This window comes from Streptomyces sp. NPDC127129 (assembly GCF_042671585.1).
Taxonomy (GTDB): Bacteria; Actinomycetota; Actinomycetes; order Streptomycetales; family Streptomycetaceae; genus Streptomyces.
Genome location: NZ_JBHXTV010000002.1, coordinates 311,983 through 332,265, shown reverse-complemented (window position 1 = coordinate 332,265; position 20,283 = coordinate 311,983). Strand labels below are relative to the sequence as shown.

Below are 20,283 nucleotides of genomic sequence, written 5' to 3'. Positions count from 1 at the left end.
AGGGTCGGGGGATGACCGAGTTGTACGGCGCTTCCGTCGTTCTCCGCCCCGCCGTTGCCGAGGATGTTCCCGCCCTCGCGGCCATCCGGGCGACGCCGGAGGTGCGGGAGCGATGGCGTGGCGACGACGATCTGGCGGCGGAGGTCGCCTCCGATCTGGAGGACCCCGACGTCCGGTGCCTGACCATCCGTCACCAGGGGCGGGTCATCGGGATGATCCAGTGGTACTCCGAGGACGAGCCGGACTACCGGCACGCCGGGATCGACCTCTTTCTCGACCCGTCGGTGCACGGCAGGGGCCTGGGCACCGACGCCGTGCGCACCCTCGCCGCGTACCTCGTCGACGCTCAGGGCTACCACCGGCTCGTGATCGACCCTGCGGCCGACAACGCGGCGGCGATCCGCTGCTATGCGAAGGTCGGCTTCCGTGAGGTCGGGGTGATGCGCCAGTACGAGCGCGGTGCGGACGGAACCTGGCACGACGGCCTGCTGATGGACCTCCTGGCGGCCGAACTGGTGCGCTGACACCGCACCGCACCGCACCGCACCGCACCGCGCCCGCCCGGGCTCGGCGCGATCCGTCAGGGTCTCTTGCGTTGCGAGCCCCCCCGCCATCGCTCCCCCTTGCGCATGCGGGTGGGCGCCGCACGCCCCATTGCCGCCCCGGAGGGTGGGCTTCACGCGACGAATTTTTCGCCCTGGCGCCATAGGGATATCAGCTTTGAGCTGGGCCTTTGTGGGTGGAATGGCGCACTTCGCTTCACGCGGCGCCAATTGTGGCTCGCATTGGCGCCATTCATGCGCCATGATGGCGGCATGGGGGCGCGCCCCGGCCACGGTCGGGGTCGCGCGCCCTTCGTGGGGTGGGGCGTCAGAGGGGGGTCGGATCATGGAGACAGCACAGGGCCGGAGCCGGGGCCAGGATCAGGGGCAGACGGCACCCGGCGCTCTCGCGGCCTTCGCCCGCTTCGTCCTCTGCGGGGGCGGCGTGGGGCTCGCCTCCAGCTTCGCCGTGGCGGCCCTCGCCTCGTGGGTTCCCTGGGTCGTGGCCAACGCCCTGGTCACCGTCGTCTCCACGCTCCTCGCCACCGAGCTGCACGCCCGCTTCACCTTCGGCGCGGGCGGGCGCGCGACATGGCGCCAGCACACGCAGTCGGCCGGGTCCGCGGCGGCGGCGTACGCGGTCACCTGCATGGCGATGCTCGTCCTGCAGCACCTGGTGGCGGAGCCCGGCGCGGTGGTCGAACAGGTCGTCTACCTGTCCGCCTCCGCGCTCGCCGGAGTCGCACGGTTCGCCGTGCTGCGCGCCGTCGTCTTCGCCCGCACCCGTTCGCGTTCCGCGCCCCCCGTCCACCCCGTGCCCACGACCGCCGTCGTGGCCCGCACCACGCCCGCCGGCTCTGCGGCACTCTGCCGCGCCGCCTGAGCCGTCCTAGCGGGAACCAGCCGTCCGGGGCGGGAAGTTGTCCAGGTCACCGTTCTGCGTGGCCACCTCGTGGCCGAGCAGGTGCAGCGGACCCGCCTCGATGCCGGCCTTCTCCACGCCACGCCAGTACGCCAGCGCCAGCCGGGCGTCCACCAGGCCGTGGACCAGGGGGAGTTCCGGATCGGCCGCGTGGAGCAGGGACTCCAGCCGGCACGAGGCGATCGTGCCCGGAAGCCACGTCCGCGCCGCGTACCCCTCCGCCGCCTCCCGGGGGAGCCCCGGAGCCGTGCGGCGTTCCACCGAGCCGACGGACAGCAGACCGCCGCCCACGATCAGGACGTCGCGCCGCTCCCGCATCCGGGCGAGGGCCGCCGTGGTGTCGAAGCAGTGCGGGAACGAGTCGTCGACGACGATCGCACCGGGCCGGAGCCTCGCCACGTCGAGCACCGCGCCGCCCCCGCTCACGGCGGTGACCAGGAGGTCGGCCTCGTACACCGCCGCGGGGAGGGCCGGATCCGACTCGTGGACCACGACGTCACGGGCCAGGCCGCGGGCCACCAGATCCTCCGCCAGCTTCCGCAGCCGTGGCGCGCTGCCCTCGACGTCGCACAGGAGCAGCCGGGCGGGCGGCTCGGGCGCGAGGGTCAGGAGCAGTTCCAGGGACGAGCCGCCGATGGAGCCCAGGCCGGCCACGGCGACGACGAGACCGGCGAGTTCGCGGCCGGTCCGCGCGAGCGCGGCGTGGACGGTCTTCACCACGGACACCGCGGTCGCCGCATGCCCGGTCGTGACGGCCGTCGCACGGGCCGTCCGGGCCTCCGCCTCGCGCAGGACCCCGAAGCCGTACGCGGTGAGCGACGGGATCATGCCGGCCAGAGACACGCAGCGCGCGCCCAGGGACGACGCGTACTCGACGGCTCGGGCCGTGCGGGCCGCGAGGTCGGGTGTCGACGCCAACTCGTCGGCGAACAGGGGAAGGCAGACGAACCCGGACCGGCCGAGCGGGGTGCCGATCTCCTCCACGAGTCGCGGACGTCCGTCCGGGAACAGCATCCGGCGCAGGTGTTCACGCGACTCCGCCTCGGTCGCCGGACTGCCGAGGAGTCCGGCCGAGCCTCGCGATCCGTGTGACGCGAGTGCCATGAGCTGACCGGGCGGCGGGAGGTATCCGACCAGCGCGGAGTCCAGGACGCTCGCCACCCTCGTCGAGGACGTCTTCGGACCGTGCGGCGCCGTCGTCACGCGCGGGCGCGCCCCGGCACGCGCAGCCTCGGCGAGCTCCTTCCGTAGCGCGTCGGTGAACGCGACGAAGGCCGACTCGCCCGGGAAGGCGGCCGCGGACGCGCGCAGTGTCACCCTCAGCTCCCCTTCGCCGACCGGCCGCACCGCAAGGAACGTGTCCGTACCCGCAGGAGGCGGCGCGAGGACGGCGTCGCCGTCGTCCCACCTCATGCTCAGCGTGTCCCCGCGCAGCGGGCCGAGCGCCGTGAAGTCCAGGAACGTGAAGAAGAACTGGGCCGCGGGCGGCAGCCCGCCGTCCTTCGGCGGCGCGTGGACTCCGTGCGTACGGGCCGCCTCGGCCTCGGCCACGACCGCGCGCAGATCCTCGCCGAACGTACGGCTCGCGCGCCCGCCACTCGGCGGCGGGCACGGCCGTACGGGAACGGCGGCGGCGTACGGCCCGAACACCCGGTGGGCGTCCGGCTGAGCGTCGTCGCGGCCGGAGACCGCGAGGCCGAGGATCAGATCCTCCTGCTCCGTCGCGGCTGCCAGGGTCCTGTAGTACGCGGTGAGGAGCGGTGCGAAGAGCGTCGTGTGCGCCGTGGTGGCGATCCGGCGCAGGCTCGCGACCTGCTCCGCGTCCAGCGTGAAACCCGTCGAGCGGTACGGGTGGACGACACGGCCTTCGTCGGGCGCACCGGAGCCGTCGCGCACCCCGAGAGCCGGCCGGCGATACGGCGCGTCGGTCCTGTCTCTGGAGGCGGCTTCGGACGATGTCACGCGTTCCCGAAGGGCCACGTGGTCACGGAAGGTGCCCTGCAGCGGCGGGAGTTCGGCCGACTCGCCCCGTACGAGACGGTCGTAGACGGCGAGCAGCTCCCGCCCGAGCAGCGCCACGCTGTAGCCGTCGCCGATCAGGTGGTGAGCATGGACGAGGAGCGCGTGCTCGTCGGGCCGGAGGGTGAGCAGCCGCAGTCGCAGCAGCGGCCACGCCCAGGACTCGAAGCGGCGCTCGCGCTCCTCGGCGAGCCGTGAGTCGAGGAGGCCGGGATCGGCGAGCGTCTCGAACTCGACGGGGAGCCGCAGGGTGGGCGGAAGTTCCTGCTGGACCGGCGGGCGCGCGCCGGCGGGGAAGACGGTCCGCAGCATCGGGTGGCGTACGACGCAGGCGTCGACGGCCCGCTGGAACAGTTCGGGCCGCAGGGGGCCGTCGACCCGCAGACAGGCGAGCCACGCCGTGTGCGAGCCGGGCGCCATGGCCTCCGCGAGGAGGAACCCGCGCTGGGAGGGGGCGAGGGGGAACGGCGCGGGACCGTGGGCGTGTGCGGCTGCCGGGACCGGTGGGGTGGCGTCGCGGTTGCCAGGCCCTTCGGCGGCTCGGTCGATGGCCGCTGCGAGCGCGGCCAGCGTGCGGTGGGTGTACACGGCCGTGGGCCTGGGCAGCACCGGGATCTCCTCCCGCAGCCGCGCGAACACCTGAAGCACGAGCAGGGAGTCGCCGCCCAAAGCGAAGAAGTCGTCCTCGCGCCGGAGTTCGTCGCTGTCGAGAAACTCGGACCAGACGCGGGCCAGCAGCACTTCGGTCGGCGTCGCGGGGAGTGTCCGCCCGTCCGTGGTGTCGACGGGCAGCGATGCGGGTGCGGGTGCGGGTGCGGGTGCGGGCTCGGGCGCGGACGCGAGCGCGGGAGTGGAAGTGGGTGCCGGTGCCGGTGCCGGGGTCTGTCCCGGTGCCGTCAGCCGGCTGCGGTCGATCTTCCCGGTCCCCGTCAGGGGGAGATCGTCGACCAGGTGGATCCGGGCCGGGAGCATGTACTGCGGCAGCGTCAGCGCCAGATGGGCACGGAGCGCCGTGGAGTCCGGTGCCGCGACGCCCGGCCTGCACTCGACGAACGCACTCAGTCGCTCGTCCCTGTGCACCACCGCGGCACGCGCCACCGTGGGATGCGTCTGCAGCACCGACTCGATCTCGCCCAGCTCCACCCGGTGCCCGCGGATCTTCACCTGGTCGTCGAGCCGCCCGAGGAAGTCGAGGACGCCGTTCTCGTCACGCCGGACCCGGTCGCCGCTGCGGTACCAGCGGCGACCGTCGCGCTCGGTGAACGCGGCGGCGGTCAGCTCCGGTTGGTGCAGGTAGCCGGGTGTGAGGCCCACGCCTCCGATGAGCAGCTCACCGGGCTCACCCGGTGCGCAGCGTCTGCCGTCGGCCGCCACCACGTCGATCTCCGTGCCGGTGAGGGGCCTGCCGATGGGCAGCGCCCGTACGTCGTCGGCGGGGCGGGAGTCGATGATGTGGTACGTGGCGTTGATGGTGGCCTCGGTCGGTCCGTACAGGTTGGCCATCCGCGGCCCGGGTCCGAACAGGTCGTACCAGCGGCGCACATGGGCGGGCGCAAGCGCCTCACCGCCCACGTGGATCCAGCGCAGCGCCGAGAGGTCCGGGGCCGGCGCACCCTCCCGTACCCGTGTCTCGGCGGCTTCGAGGAGCCGCGACCAGAGGCTCGGAACCGAACTCCACACCGAGATGCGGGCCTGCTCGACGCGGTCGAGCAGCGCGTCGGGGTCCCGCAGCAGCTGCCGGGGGACGGTGACCACCGTGGCCCCGACCAACAAGGGCGCGAGGAGCTGGCGTACGGACGCGTCGAAGCAGAGCGACGCGGTCTGGGCGAGCCGGTCTCCCTCGCGGTACCCGAAGGTGGCGAGCGCCCAGTCGAGGTAGTTGGTCATCGAACGCCGCGTGATCGGGACCGCCTTGGGGCGCCCCGTGGAGCCGGAGGTGAAGATCACGTACGCGACGGAGTCGGGACCCGGCTCCGCAGGACCCGTGCGTTCGGGACGGTCGCACCCGCCACGGCCCTGCCCGGGTTCGGAGTCGGGCTCGTCGGCCGCGACGAGAGTGATACCGGCGTCCGAGGCGAGATCCGACGCCGCCGTGCGCGTCGCCGCATGGCAGACCAGCGCGCGGGTACGGGACCGCCCCAACTGGTCGGCCAGTCGCGCTCGGGGATGGGCGGCGTCCAGCGGAACCCAGCCCGCCCCGGCCCGCAGGATGCCGACCACACCCGCCACGGCGTCCGCGCCCGGCTCGGTCAGCAGGCCCACCAGGTCACCCGGAGCGACGCCCTCGGCCCGCAGCCGGTCGGCGAGCGCGCCGGACGCCCGGTCCAGTTCGGCGTACGTGAGGGCGGAGCCCTCGCCTGTTTCGACGGCCACCAGGTCCGGTGTCGCGCCGAACTGCGCGAGCAGGCGGCCGACGATGTCCGTCGGCTCGTGAACAGGGACGGAGCGGGGTGGGGCCGGAGGTGTCAGCGCGGCGCGGGCGGGTTCGACGACGGCCTCGGCGGTCGCCGCCACGAGTTCGGCCAGGTGCTCGTCGGCGAGTCGGGCGATCGTCGCCCGCTCGAAGAGCCGGGCGGGGAAGTTCCACGAGAAGGAGAGCGCTCCGTCGGACTCCCAGCACAGCAGACTGAGCCGGGTCGCGGCGGAGGCCGTTCCGGCGGACGTCGGCCGGACCTCCACCGGGCAGTCGGGGTCGAGGGAGACGGGGAACCGCGCGAAGCTGAACGACGCGTGCCCCGCCGTACGCGGCGCCGCCCCGTCGGCGGGCAGCAGCCGGGCGAGGTCCGGACTCGTGAGGCGGCCGTGGCGCTCGGCCTCCGGCCATGCGTCGCGCAGCCGTACCGCGAGCGTGTGCACCGCGTCGTGCGGCCCGACGCGGACGGGGATCGGCAGGGTGTCGGCGAGCGGCCCGACCAGCCGGTCGACACCGGTCAGCCTGGTGTCGCGGCGGGCTCGCGCGACGTTGACGGACACGTCCTCCCGTCCGCCGCCCCAGCGGGACAGGCAGCGTGCGTAGGCCGCGAGAAGAAGGTGGAACAGGGACACGTCGTGTGCGGCTGCCGTAGCGCGCAGCGCGGCCGTCAGAGCGTGGCCGGGGGCCACCTGGTGGGCGAGGAGCGGGGGTTCGGGGAGGGCGAGCGGATCTCCGTCGTACGGGAGCGCGAGCGGTTCACCTCTGCGGGCGAGCACCTCGCGCCAGTAGGCGCGGTCCTCGGCGAGGGCGGCCTGCGACCGTTCCGCATGTTCGTGCGCGGCATACGCGGCGAAGTCGGTGGCGGGTGAGGGGAGTTCCGGGGAGCGCCCCCGGGACAGGGCGGTGTAGAGCGTCCAGAGTTCCTCGCCGAGGACGTTCAGGCTGAACCCGTCGGCGGCGGCGTGATGCACGACGAGGACGAGGCGGGCGGCTTCGGCGTCCGCGGTTCGGGCGAGCACGGCACGTACGGGGGCCTCGACGGCGAGGTCGAACGGCCGGTTGGACAGGGCCTCTTCGAGCTGCCGCAGCTCCTCCTCGACGGAGTGGACGCCGGGCAGATCACGGACTTCGTACCAGTCCGGTGTCCGCCCGCCGCCTCCGGACGCCACTGCTTCCTGCGTGGGCGTCGGCTGCTGTCCGGGGTGGATCCGTATGCGGAGCATCGGATGGCGGTCCGCGAGCAGACCGAGTGCCACCCCGAGAAGGCCGGGGTCGAGGGGGCCGCGGACCTCCTGTGTCACGTACCCGTAGGCGGCGATGTCCGGGTACAGCCCGCTCTGGGTGTGGAAGGCGAGCTGGACCGGGGTCAGGGGGAAGGGGCCGCTGCCGTCGCCGGCCGTCTCCTCCACCGCCTCCTCCGCCTCCTCCGTCTCCTCCGTCTCCTCCGCGCGCGACACCGCGGCCTTCCGGGCAGGAGAGGGGTCCTCCGAGCCGAGCCGGCGGGCGAGTTCACCCAGCGTGCGATGCTCGAAGAAGAGGGTGATGGGCAGGGAGCGATCGAGCTCCTTCTCCAGCCGCTTGACGAGGTCGACGGCCATGAGCGAGTCCAGACCCAGGCCCAGCAGCGGTACGTCGTCACCGAGGTCGTCCGGGGACACGAGCAGCGCCTCGGACAGCAACTGCCGCAGAACGTCCGGCAGTCCGGTGCGGTCCGGTCCGGTGAGCGGGGCCTGGGTGGTGGTCGTGGCTGCGAGCGGCCGTGGGCTCCGCGGCGCGGGTACCGGTACGACCTGGGGGGCGCCGGCCTGGGTACGGGCGGAGGCGGCCGCATCGAGGTCGGCGATCATCAGCTGGGGCGCGTCGGTGCCACAGGCCCACCGAAGGGCCTCCAGCGCCGCGCCCGTCTCCAGTGGCGCGGGCCCGCGCCCGGCACCACCCGCACCGCTTCCCCCGCCACCCGGACCGCCTCCCGCACCGGTCACCGGCGCCGCACCAGCTACCGGCCCCGCACCGGCCACCAGGCCCGCTCCGGCGAACAGCCCCCGTTCCGCGAACGCCGCGAAGTTGACCGCCTGCCACGGCCGGCCGGCCGCGCGCTCGGCGGAGGCGAAGGCGTCGAGGTAGGCGTTGGCGGCCGCGTAGTCGCCGATCGCCCCCGCCAGGCCCGGCAGTACGGAGGCGACCGAGGAGAACGCGACGCACAGGGCCGGACGCAGGCCGTGCGCGCGCAGGCCGTGGGCGAGCAGTGCCGTGCCGCGCGTCTTGGCCGCCAGGACCTCGGCCACCTCGTCGGGCGTCTTCGCCCGCAGGCTGCCGGGCCGGACCACCCCCGCCGCGTGCACCAGCACGTCCAGGCGCGGCAGACCGGCCAGCAGGGCGTCGACGTCGGCCTCGCGGGAGACATCGGCGGCGCGGTACTCCACGGTGGCCCCGAGCGACCGGAGTTCGGCGAGCAGCCCGCTCGGCGGCACCGCCGAGCGACCGGTCAGCACCAGGGTCGGCCGCCCCCGTGCCGCGAGATCACGGGCGAGCGCGCCACCGACCCCACCCGCGCCCCCGGTGATCAGGTACACGCCGTCCGCCGGCAGCGCCGTCGGCTGCGCCTCCGGGCCGCCGCGATCCTGCGACCGCGAAGCGGCGCCCGTGGCGACCGGCACGGTGGTCCGGCCGAGGCGCCGCCCCGCGCGCCACGCGACAGCCGCCTGGCCGACACCGTTGCCGGACGGCCCCGGACGGGCGGTGAGTTCGAGTTCGAGCGCGTCGAGCCGGTCGTCGACCGTGTCCAGGGAGGACAGGTCGACGCTCCGTGCCGCGACGCCCGGCAGCTCCTCGGGCAGCGCCAAGGTCAGCCCGGTCAGAACCGCCTGAGCCGGACGAGGGCGTTCCTGCCCGGTATCGGCGACATGGACGTCCTCGGTGACGACGAGCATGCGCGGGCGGTGGTGCGCGAGATGCGGCAGCAACTCCTGGAGGCCGGCCACCATGGCGCGGTGCGCAGCGTCGAGCGCGGTGGCGGAGTCCGGCTCCACGGCCGGACCCGCGATCAGCACGGCCGCCGCAGGAACCGGCGCGCCGTCGGCCGACGCGTCCCCGGCCCGCAGAACCGTGACACCCCGCCCCGTGAGCCGGTCCGCGAACGCGCGGGCGAGCGGCGAGTCCGGGGGGCCGGCCAGGAGGACCACGCGCGGTACGGACCCGACGGTCAGAGGCGCGTCCTCCCACACGAACCGGTGGAGCAGCGGCCGGGGCCGCGGAGCGGCGGCCGGCCAGTAGCGGCGCCGCTGGAACGGGTACGTCGGCACGGCGGTCCGGGCCCGGCCCGCGTCCAGGGACGTACGGTCCAGAGGCACGCCCCGCTGCCAGAGCCGGCCCACGGTCGCGAGCAGCCCCCGCGCGCCGTCGTCGTTCCCTGCGGAGAGCGCGAGCGCCCCCGCCCCGCGCGGGTGCGCCGCCGCGACGGCACGGACGGAACCGCGCAGGGAGGTGGCGCCGAGTTCGACGAACGTGTCGTACCCGTCGTCGAGAAGGCGCGCCACGGCCGCGCCGAAGCGGACCGGCTGCCGGGCATGGTCACGCAGATGGGCCGGGTCGAAGGCCGGCTGCCACCCCGCGGTGACCGTACTCATCAGCGGAGTCACGGACGGCCGGAGCGTGAGGGCCCCGGCGCCTTCGGCGAGCGGGGCGAGTGCCGGATCCATCAGGGCGGAGTGGAAGGCCCGGGACACCGCGAGCCGGCGTGCCGCGATTCCACGGGCGGACAGCTCGGCGACCGCGCGCTCGACGGCCGCCTCCGTGCCGGCCAGGACGACCTGGTCGGGACCGTTGACCGCGGCCACGCTCAGCGCGCCGCGCGAATCGGCCACGAGGGTGGCGACCACCTCCTCGTCCCCGCGCACGGCGGCCATGGCGCCGGGCGCGCACAACTCCGCCATCAGGCGCCCGCGTTCCGCGGCGAACCGTACGGCGTCGGCGAGCGACAGGGTCCCGGCGACGCACGCGGCGGCGATCTCGCCGACGCTGTGCCCCGCGACCGCGTCCGGTGTGATCCCCCACGCCCGCACCTGGCGGGCGAGGGCGACACCGTAGGCGACGAGGAGCGGCTGGGCCACGTCCGTACCGGAGATCGCGTCGGCGGACACATCGGGGTCGAGGCACCAGGCGGCGAGCGTGCGCCCACCGATCACGCCCACGTGGTCGGACGCCTCGTCGAGCGCTTCCCGGAAGGCGGGTGCGTCCGCGTACAGGGCGCGGGCCTGGCCGTGAGGGCGTACGCCCTGGCCGGGAAGGAGGAGGACGAGGCGCGCCCGGGAGCGCACGGCGGCACCGGCCGGACCGACGCCCAGGTCGTCGCCGAGGGATTCGAGGCGGGTGGCGAGATCTCCGTCGGCGACGACGGCGAGCCGGTCGGGCCCTTCGTCACGGGCGGCGGCGACGGCCGCGCAGACGTCGCCCTCGTCGAGACCGGGGTGGTCCCGCAGATGGGTCGCGAGTGAGGCGGCGGCGGTACGCAGTGCTTCGGGTCCGTGCGCCGAGAGGGTGAGCAGCCGAGGACCCCGCGACGGCGTCCGCCTCTCCTCGGGCAGGGCGGGCGCCTCCTCGAGTACGGCATGGGCGTTGGTGCCACCGAAGCCGAAGGCGTTGACCCCCGCGACGAGCGGGCCCGGCTCGTCCCAGTCCCGTACCTCCGCCACCAGGGCGAAACCGGCACCGGCCAGGTCGAGCGCGGGCGCGGGAGACCCCTGGAGCGGCGACGGCGCCAGGCGCCGATGACCGAGGGCGAGCACCACCTTCACCAGGCTCGGCATACCGGCGGCGTTGAGGAGATGCCCGACATTGGTCTTGACGGAGCCGAGCAGCCGCAGCCGCCCGTCGGCGCGCGGCGGAAACGCGTGCGCGAGCGAGCGCACCTCCACCGGGTCGCCGATCGGCGTTCCCGTGCCGTGCGCCTCCACGTACGAGACACTCTCGGGATCGACGCCCGCGTCGCGGTACGCCTGGGTGATGACCTCACGCTGCGTCAGGGGGTTGGGGGCCATCAGACTCAGGGAGCGGCCGTCGTTGTTCACGGCGGTGCCGCGCAGGACCGCGAGGACCGGATCCCCGGCCCGCTCCGCCTCGTCGAGCCGGGTCAGGACGAGCGCCGCGCCGCCCTCTCCGGGAACGAAGCCGTCGGCCGCCGCGCCGAACGCGTGACAGCGGCCGGTCGGTGACAGCGCCTGCGCCTTCTCGAGGAGGGTGTATCCGGTCGGCGTCGGATTGAGGTGTACGCCCCCGACGACCGCGACGTCGCACTCCCCGGCCTGGAGGCTGCGGCGCGCCAGGTGCAGGGCGACCAGCGCGGAGGAGCACGCCGTGTCGACGGCGAGCGCGGGCCCGGTCAGGTCCAGACACTGCGCCACGCGGGCGGCGAGCATGTTGGGGAGGTTCCCGGCCAGCGCGGCGGTGGACAACTCCCTGTCGCCATAGGCCTGTTCCAGCACCTTCCGGTAGGAGGTGTCTCCGGCCGCGACGAACACGCCCACCCGGCGGCCCTGCCGTCGTGAGCCCGCGTGACCGGCCCGCTCCAGCGCCTCGTGCGCGAGCTCCAGAAGGATCCGCGCCTGCGGATCGGTCGCCAGGGCCTCGTCGTCGCCGATCCCGAAGAACCTCGCGTCGAAGCCGGCCGGATCGTCGAGGAACGCGCCCCGGCGGCCCACGCCGTCCGACGGGTCCGGCCACCGCCCCTCCGGTACGGCGGTGACGGCGTCGTAGCCCTCGATCAGCCGCTCCCAGAACGCCTCCGGGGAGTCGGCACCGGGGAAGCGGCAGGCCAGGCCGGTGACGGCCACGACCGGCTCGGTGTCGGGGGTGGGTTCCGTGGGTTCGGTGGGGCGAGCGGGGGAGCGGGAGGCGTCCGTCAGGGTGCCGGGTGCCGGGGACCCGTCCGCACGCAGGCCGTCGGCGGGCTCGGAAGCGAGGATCAGCCCGGCGAGCGCGTCCACCGTGGCGTGGTCGCGCATGTCGGACGGACGCAGTGCCACGCCGAACTCGTCCTCCAGGGCGGCGAGTACCTCCATGGCCTTGAGCGACGAGCCGCCGAGCGCACGGAAGTCGTCGTGCGGGGAGATCTCCCGCACCGGCAGCCCGAGGGCCTGACCCCAGACGCGGAGCACGCCGGTCTCGACGTCCCGTCGGGACCGCGGCGCGGGCGACGGCGCGACGCCGTGCCGCGCGACGCCGTTCTCTCCGCGGCCGTCACCGCCGTCACCGCCGTCACCGCCGTGACCGTCGGCACTGCCGTCATCGCCGTCACGGCCGTCGAGGCCACCGCCGACACCGCGAACCACCGCCGACAGGGCGCCCGCCACCCCGGTGGCCCGCCGAGCTTCGATCTCCGGGTACTCCCCGGCCTCGAAGCGCTCGCGCAGGACACCGCGCCGGACCTTCCCGCTGGTCGTACGCGGGAACCCCCGCACGGGCATCGCCAACACCCGTACGTCGTCATGTCCCAGCGCCTCGCGCACGCGCCCGCCGACCTCCCGCAGCAGCGCTCGGGGCACGGCGGCGAGAGGCGGCGCGGGGGCGAGGAAGACGACCACCCGCTCACCGCCGCCCGCGGGATCGGTGGAGCCCACGACCGCGACCGGGCACCGCCCGAGGCCCGGTGTGCACGCGGCCACCTCTTCGAGATCCGCCGCGTGGAACGTACGTCCGTCGACGAAGACGACGTCCTTGGAGCGACCCGTCACACAGAGCCGCCCCTCGCGCAGGAACCCCAGGTCGCCGGTGCGCAGCCATCCGTCGACGAAGGCGTCCGCCGTCGCCTCCGGCGCGTGGTGGTACCCGCGGGCCACCTGCGGTCCCCGGACCTCGACATGGCCGACGTGACCGTCCTCGACCGCCTCGCCGTCGTCGTCGGCGATCCGTACGGCACATCCCGGCACGGGGCCGCCGACGTCCATCAGTTCGACCGCGTCCGGCCCGGGCGCGGTGTCGACGGCCCGCCCGCGGCTGAGTGCGGCCCGGTCCAGGACGAGCGGTCGCGCCACCTCGCCGGGCGGCGGGAAGGTCACGGCCAGCGTGGCCTCGGCCAGGCCGTACACGGGCTGAGGTGCGTCCGGCGCGAGGCCGGTGGACCGCATCCGCCGGACGAACGCGCGCCACACGGCCGGGGAGATCGGCTCAGCGCCGACCAGGATCATCCGTACCCGCGTCAGATCGAGACGGGCGAGCGTGTCCTCCGGTACGCGGCGCTCGACGAGCGCCAGGGCGAAGTTCGCCGCCGAGAGCAGGGTCGCCCCGTGCCGTGCCGCCGCCTCCAGCCACCGCGCGGGCCGTTTGGCGAAGGTCAGGGGTTCGAGCCGGACCTGCTTGATCCGGGCCGAAAGCGGGACGAGATGCGTGCCGATGAGGCCCATGTCATGGAAGTACGGCATCCAGGTGGCCAGCACGTCCCGGGAGGTGATGCGGGCGGCGGCACGTATCTGTGCCAGGTTGGCCAGCACGGCCGCGTGGGTCAGTTCGACCCCCTTGGGCGCGCCCGTGCTTCCGGAGGAGAACTGCAGGAACGCCACGTCGTCCGGCGACCGCTCGGGAAGTTGCCGTGGGGCGGCGTGGGAGCGCAGCCCGTCGAGCGTCAGTGGGTGTACGGAGTCGGGCAGGGCGTCGAGCAGCGGCGCCGTGGATGCGGCGACGGCCACCGGCGGCCGGCCCAGGAACTCCCAGACGGGCAGCACCCGCCGTACGTCCGGGGCGAGCGGTACCGGTACGAGTCCGGCGGCGACGGCACCCCAGAAGAGCGGCAGGAACTCGTCGCTCCGGTCCGCCGGCAGCACCACGGGGCTGCCCGGCGCGAGACCCGCGCCGAGCAACCCTCCCGCGACACGGAGCGCGTCGGCGAACAGCGCCCGATGGGTGACAGTCCGCTCCCCGCCGTCACCGTCCACATGGACGATCCCCTCGTCGGGCGCCGCGCCGGCCGCACCGGCCAGCACATCCAGCAGCACCTTCTCGCCGTCGCCCCGCATCAACGCCCCCGTGGATCTGCCCGACGACGGGCCGCCCCGCACCGTACGCGGGAACGACCGCCCGCCCCCGGTCGGTCTGGTCTGCGGCAATGATGACGGAGGCGGGAGCCGCACGGCCGGGCGGGGGTCAGCGGCCCAGTCCTGAGGGACCGTGACCTTCCCGGCTCGCCCCGGCGCCGGGGAAGTACTGTCGCGAGCATGGCCGACCACGATTCCCTCGCCGCCACCCGCGATGCCTACGACGCCGCCGCTCCCACCTACACGCGGCTGTTCCGCGACTCGCTGTCCGACGCTCCCCTCGACCGCGCGATGCTGGGCGCCTTCGCCGAGGCCGTACGGGCGGGTGGCGACCGTGAGGTGGCCGACCTGGGGTGCGGGCCCGGTCATGTCACCGCCCACCTGTCCGAGCTGGGGCTGAACGCCTTCGGCGTCGACGCCTCTCCCGCGATGATCGCGGCGGCTCGCCGGGCCTACCCGGACCTGCGGTTCGACGTGGGCTCGATGGCCGCCCTCGACATCGCCGACGACGCGCTCGGCGGCGTGCTCTCGCGCTGGTCGATCATCCACACCCCGCCCCGGGAACTCCCGGCCATCCTCAGTGAGTTCCACCGTGTGCTGGCACCCGGGGGACACCTCCTGGTCGGCTTCTGGGCAGGCGACGATCCGTCTCGGCCGACGAAGGTCTTCGACCACGCGGTCGTACCGGCCTACCGGTGGTGTCCGGACCACCTCGCCGCCCTGCTGCGCGAGGCCGGGCTGGCGGAGGCGGCGCGGCTGGTCCGCGAACCCCTGCCCACCGACCGACGGCAGTTCCAGGAGGTCCACCTCCTCGCCCGCAAGTCCTAGAGCCCTCGGCAGTACGGACGGGAAGGCAGGAGGGAGGGCAGGAGGGAGGGCAGGAGGGAGGGCGGCACCTGCTCCGAAAGCGCTGGACAGGGCTGCGCCGCTCGGGTGAGCATCTCCGCGATGAGCAACGAATCTCCCTCCTCTCCCAAGCGCGTCCGCTTCGTCGAGCTCAGCGCCACGGCGCTGCGCGCGCTCGCCGACGGGGACCTCGCGGCCGGCAGCGCCGAGGCCGGTGTCCCCCTCGACGACTACTTCGTCGGCGAACGCGCCCGCTGGATATTCGGCTACCGCGCCGATCAGGTCGCCAAGGACCCCTCGGCCGCGCCCTGGATCGCCCGGGCCGCGGTCTCCGAGCCGGACGGCACCGTCGTCGGCGACGCGGGGTTCCACGGGCCGCCGGACGCGGCCGGTGTGGTCGAGGTCGGCTACACCGTGGCGCACCAGTACCGCCGCCAGGGCTATGCCCGCGCCATGGTGAGGGCGCTGCTCGCCAGGGCGGCCGCGGAACCCGGCGTCAGGACCGTGCGGGCCACCATCCGGTCCGACAACAGCGCCTCCCTGGCCACCATCGCGGGCTTCGGCTTCACCCGCGTCGGCGAGCGGGGGAACGAGCACGACGGTCTCGATCTCGTCTTCGAGCTCCCGGTCGAGGCGATTCGGCCGGAGTAGCCGTGCGGGAGCCGTGCCGATGGGGTGAGTTGTGCGGTGGGGCGGCCGGGAGGCGGGCGGACCGTCCGCCTCCCGGCACGGTCGGACGAAATCTTCTCGACACCCTCCCTGCCCTGCGGCACACTTCCCGCGATGACTCAACGAACCGATACGCCTCCCGCCTGGGACGAGCGCACTCAGCTGGCCACCTTCCTCGACTACGCCCGTGACACGGCGCGCGCCAAATGTGAGGGCGTGTCCGCGGAAGACGCCCGCAAGGCCCCCCTCCCGCATTCGCCGCTGATGACGATCTGCGGGCTGATCAACCATCTGCGGTGGGTCGAGCACTACTGGTTCGACGTCGTGTTCCTCGGCGGGGAACTCGCGGGGCCGCTGGCGGAGGCGACCGACGACGACCCCGATCCCGAGATGCGGGTCGCGGTCGACATCCCCCTGAGCCGGCTCCTCGCCGAGTACGAGGAGCAGAGCGCCAGGTTCCGCGGTCTGGTCGCCGAGCACGACCTGGACACGAAGGCCGAGCGCCCGATCAGGGACGGCCGCCATGTCGACCTCCGCTGGGTGATCCTCCACCTCGTCGAGGAGACCTCCCGCCACAACGGCCACCTCGACATCGTCCGTGAACTCCTCGACGGCCGGACCGGCGTCTAGCCCCGCCCCGCCTCGCCCCGCCCCGGAACGGCGGCGCCGACACGCCCGGATCGAGGCGGCGGCGCTCCGCCGAAGGCGACCCGATCGGCCTCGACGCGCGGCCCGGTGCATGATGTGCACCAGCAGCGGTCGAGTTCCTGTCTGGAGGCCGAAAGAGTGAACGGTGGTAACGGGAGACGGCGCCTCACCATCCGCGCCTCGGCCGGACAGGGCACCACGGTGCACCGTTCGGCCGGCGCGCGCGGGCGGCTCGGCGGCCGGGCCGGGGGAGAGGTTCCTCTCGACCGTCTCACCACGCGCGGCCGGCTCGCCTGGCTGAGCTCCGCCGGGTCCAGGATCGGTACCACCCTGGACCTGGAGCGCACCGCCCAGGAACTGGCCGAGTTCACCGTGCCCGGCTTCGCCGACGGGGCCGCCGTCGACATCCTGGAGAGTGTCCTGCGGGGCGAGGAGGGCTCGCGCTGGACGGGTACGGGCGTCCCGCTCATGCGAGCCACCGCGCTGTCCTCCGTCGAGTCGCTGTCCTCCCTGGAACCGACCCCGGTCGGTGAGACCTTCGTCCGCACCGAGGAGGCCCACGAGACGCTCCTCCACCGGTACTGCCTGCGTCAGGGCAGGCCGGTGCTGGTGAGCCGGATGAGGGACGCCGACTTCATCAAGGTCGCACCGACGGCGAGCGCCGCCGCGTCCATGCGCGCCGCGGGGGTGCACAGCTACCTCGCGGTGCCGCTCATCGCCCGCGGGCTGCTCCTCGGCAGCGCGGACTTCGTACGCGGCCCCGGGACGCGGCCGTTCACCTCCACGGACCTCGCGCTGGCGGAGCAGCTCGCCTCCCAGGCCGCGGTCTACATCGACAACGCCCGGCTGTACGGGCGCGAGCGCGAGCACGTCGTCACGTTGCAGCGCACGCTGCTGCCGCGCGCGACCCCCGTGACGCCGGGGCTGCGCGTCCACGCCGAGTACGCCCCCGCGACGGCCCACCACGGGGTCGGCGGCGACTGGTACGACGTCATGGCCCTGCCCGGGGGACGTACGGCCCTCATGGTCGGCGATGTCATGGGCCACGGGCTGCCCGCCGCCGCCACGATGGGACGCCTGCGGGCGGTCGCCCGCACGCTGATGACCCTCGACATGGCCCCGGAGCGCGTGCTGGCCCGGCTCGACCTGGCCACGCGCGACCTGGAGGACGAGCAGGTCGCCACGTTCCTCTGCGCCGTCTTCGACCCGGCGGAGGCCACGTACACCCTCGCCAGCGCCGGGCATCTGCCGCCGCTGCTGCTCGACGGACAGGGCTCGGCCGCTTTCGTGGACGTGCCGGTCGGCGCACCGCTCGGCGCGGGCGTGATCCCGTACGACCCGCTCGTCCTGGAGGTCCCGGCGGGCGGTCAACTGGTCATGTACACGGACGGCTTCGTCAAGTCACGGCACGCGGACCTCGACCATCAGCTGGAGCGCCTGAGAACGGCGGCCCGAGCCCTCACGCCCGAGGCCCTGGAAGGGGGCAGCCTGATCGGCTGTGCCCCCGCCGACGCCCCCCGGTTCGACGAGGCCGTGCTCCTCGTCGCGACGACGCCCGCCCGCACCCCGGGCGACCTGCGGGAGTGGCAGCTGCCGAGGGAGGGGCGAGCCGCCTCCGTCGCCCGGGGCCTGGTCACCGACCAGCTCGCCGCCTGGGATCTGACGGAGCTCGCCGACGTCTGCGAACTCGTCGTCTCCGAACTCGTGGGCAACGCGCTGCGCTACGGCAACGGCCCGGGCCGGCTCCGGCTCCTGCGCGGTGAACGCCTCGTCGTGGAGGTCTCGGACACGGGCCCCGACCTGCCCCAGATCCAGCACGCGGACCTCAGCGACGAGGGCGGCCGCGGGCTCCAGTTGATCAACATGCTCTGCCGCAGATGGGGCTCCTGCCGCACCGTGACCGGCAAGGTCGTCTGGGCCGAGCAGAACCTGCCCTCCTGACACGGCTCGAGCCCCTTCCCCAGGGTACGGGGGAGGGGCCCGAGGCGTCGCGGTCTACAGCTCCTTCACCCGGATGTTGCGGTACGAGATGACGTCCGTCGTCCCGTGGACCTGGAGCCCGATGTAGCCGGAGGCGTAGCGCCTGCCGTCCGTGCCCGGGTCGTCGCCGCGCGGGGGCTGGAAGACCTGGCCGCCGGTGTTGTCGAACTCGTTGATCAGCTTGCCGTTGCGGAAGACCGAGTAGTGCTGGCCCTCCACACGGATCTCGTAGTCGTTCCACGTGCCCTTCGGCGTCACCCCGGCGCCGGCGAGGCCGACGCGGTCGAAGCCGTAGACCGAGCCCGTCTTGTACATGTCGCCGTCGGGCCGGTCGAGGACCTGGATCTCGTGCCCGTACTTGATGGCGACCCACTCGGGACGGGTCTCCTCGGGGTTGTCGTGGACGTACGGGAAGCGTACGAAGACACCGCCGTTGGCGTTCCCGGCGCCGGGGGCGTCGTCGCGCCACTGCAGCTTGAGCGAGAAGTCGCCGTACTGCCGCTGCGGGAACCACAGCATGCCCATGCCCGGCACGGTGGTGCTGCTGGTCATGGCCCCGTCCGCGCCGAGTGCGAACCTGCCGCCGCCGACGTGCTGCCACTTCGAGAAGGTCGCGGCGGTGCCGTCGAACAGGTCGCGGTAGCCCTCGGTCTGGCCCGGCTTTCCGATACCGGACTGCTTGGCGGCGCGGTAGATCTTCCGGTGCTCGCGCGTGTCGATGACACCGTCGGCGAGCAGCCGGTCGATCACCGTGTCGACGTGCTTGAGGAACAGCGCGTGCGACGACCAGTCCTTCTCGTCCTCGATGAGCTCGTTGACGGTGCAGCGGCTGTTCGTCATCCGGTTCGGGACGCCGGTGTCGACGGTCCCGACGATGACGGTCGACCGCTCGTCGAACTCCGGGCAGACGGGCGCCGGCACTCCGCCGCCCTCGGCGACGGTGAACGCCGTGCTTCCGGCCGCGGAGGTGTTGCCCGCCTTGTCCGTCGCCCGGTACAGCACGGTGTGGTGGCCGACGCGGTCGACGATCACCGGTGTGGTGTACGCGAGGTACGGGCCGCCGTCGAGCGAGTACTCGATCCGGTCCACGCCCGAGTCCGCGTCGGTCGCCGACAGGGTGACCGTGGCGCTGGTGATGTAGGCCCCGTCGGAGTTCCGTACGCCTGCGACGGAGGCGGAGGCCACGGGGGCGGTCGTGTCGGGGTCGGGCTGCGTCACGACCGTGAAGTCGGCCGACTTCACGGCCGCCGCGTTGCCGGCCTTGTCGGTCGCCTTGTAGCGGACGGTGTGGGCGCCCGCCTCGTGCACCATCACGGGGGCGGTGTACGGCTTCCAGGCGCCGTCGCCGACCGCGTACTCGATGGTGTTGACGCCCGAGCCGGTGTCGGACGCGGTGACCGTCACCGTGGCCATGTCGAGGTAGCGGCCCTGGTCGTCCTGTTCGCCGGTCACGGTCGCCGAGGTCTCCGGCGCCGTCGTGTCGTCGGTGGGCGGGGCGACGACCGTGAACGCGGCGGTCTTCTCGGCGGCCGTGTTGCCCGCCTTGTCGCTCGCCCGGTAGCGGATCGTGTGCGCGCCGACCCGGTCGACGACGACCGGGACGGTATACGGCTGCCAGGGGCCGTCGGCACCGACCGCGTACTCGACCTTGTCGACGCCCGAACCGGCGTCCGTCGCGCCGAGCGTGACCGTCGCCTGGCCGATGTAGGCGCCCACGGCGTTGCGGTCACCCTCGACCTTCGCGGTGGTCTCCGGCGCGGTGGTGTCCTCGCCGCCGCCCTCGGTGACCGTGAGGATGCCCTGCATCTGACCGTGACCGGGAATCGTGCACTTGAAGAGGTACCGGCCCGGGGTCAGCGTCACCTCGGCCGTGTGCCTGCCGCCGTTCGCGTCGCTCGGGTTGGCCAGGATGTTGAGCGGGACGTCGTTGTTGTACTCGGGGTCCGAGACGTCGAACGTCAGGGTGTGCGGCATGCCCGTCGTGTTGCCGGTGGCGGTGCTGTTCTCGAAGACGATGGTCGTCGCACCGGCCACCGCCGTGGTCGGGAACTCCAGATAGCGGTCGATCGGGTCGCCCGCCTTCCAGGTCAGCACCTGGGCCGCGGCGGACCTCCGTCCGTCGTCGGACCTGCCGTAGGCCGATGCCGAGGTCAGCCCGACGACCATCGCCACGGCGGCCAGCAGGGCCGCCCAGAGCCTTCCGCCTCTGTGTCTCATGGT

Annotated in this window: 8 protein-coding genes; 6 read left to right on the top strand and 2 right to left on the bottom strand. The window is 73.9% G+C overall.

The features are described 5' to 3' along the window. Positions 1–11: 11 nt before the first annotated feature. Positions 12–524 carry a GNAT family N-acetyltransferase gene (locus tag ACFVGW_RS04770; RefSeq protein WP_385850793.1) on the top strand — a complete coding sequence of 171 codons (513 nt, stop codon included), beginning with the start codon at positions 12–14 and terminating at the stop codon, positions 522–524. Positions 525–888: 364 nt separating this feature from the next. Next, the gene (locus ACFVGW_RS04765) at positions 889–1,425 is read left to right on the top strand and encodes a hypothetical protein (RefSeq protein ID WP_385850792.1); all 537 of its coding nucleotides are present in this window, start codon (positions 889–891) and stop codon (positions 1,423–1,425) included. Between the two features lie 6 nt (positions 1,426–1,431). Here the strand turns inward: ACFVGW_RS04765 and ACFVGW_RS04760 are convergent, their stop codons facing one another. Further along, on the bottom strand, positions 1,432–13,902 hold the full coding sequence (locus tag ACFVGW_RS04760; protein ID WP_385850791.1) for an amino acid adenylation domain-containing protein: 12,471 nt from the start codon (positions 13,900–13,902) through the stop codon (positions 1,432–1,434). Positions 13,903–14,100: 198 nt separating this feature from the next. On the opposite strand from ACFVGW_RS04760, the gene ACFVGW_RS04755 reads away from it, so the two are divergent. The 4 genes from ACFVGW_RS04755 (at position 14,101) to ACFVGW_RS04740 (ending at position 18,024) form a co-directional block, all read left to right on the top strand. After that, the gene (locus tag ACFVGW_RS04755; RefSeq protein ID WP_385850790.1) at positions 14,101–14,748 is read left to right on the top strand and encodes a class I SAM-dependent methyltransferase; all 648 of its coding nucleotides are present in this window, start codon (positions 14,101–14,103) and stop codon (positions 14,746–14,748) included. A gap of 120 nt (positions 14,749–14,868) precedes the next feature. Further along, positions 14,869–15,417 carry a GNAT family N-acetyltransferase gene (locus ACFVGW_RS04750; RefSeq protein WP_385850789.1) on the top strand — a complete coding sequence of 183 codons (549 nt, stop codon included), beginning with the start codon at positions 14,869–14,871 and terminating at the stop codon, positions 15,415–15,417. Positions 15,418–15,549: 132 nt separating this feature from the next. Continuing rightward, positions 15,550–16,065 (top strand): DinB family protein, encoded by a 516-nt coding sequence (locus ACFVGW_RS04745; RefSeq protein ID WP_385850788.1) that lies wholly within the window; start codon positions 15,550–15,552, stop codon positions 16,063–16,065. 156 nt (positions 16,066–16,221) lie between these two features. Continuing rightward, entirely contained in the window at positions 16,222–18,024 is a 1,803-nt protein-coding gene (locus ACFVGW_RS04740; RefSeq protein ID WP_385850787.1) for a SpoIIE family protein phosphatase, read from the top strand. A gap of 54 nt (positions 18,025–18,078) precedes the next feature. On the opposite strand, the gene ACFVGW_RS04735 is transcribed toward ACFVGW_RS04740, so the two are convergent. Next, a complete protein-coding gene (locus ACFVGW_RS04735) occupies positions 18,079–20,280 on the bottom strand; it encodes an OmpL47-type beta-barrel domain-containing protein (RefSeq protein ID WP_385850786.1) in 2,202 nt (733 codons plus the stop codon). Positions 20,281–20,283 lie beyond the last annotated feature (3 nt).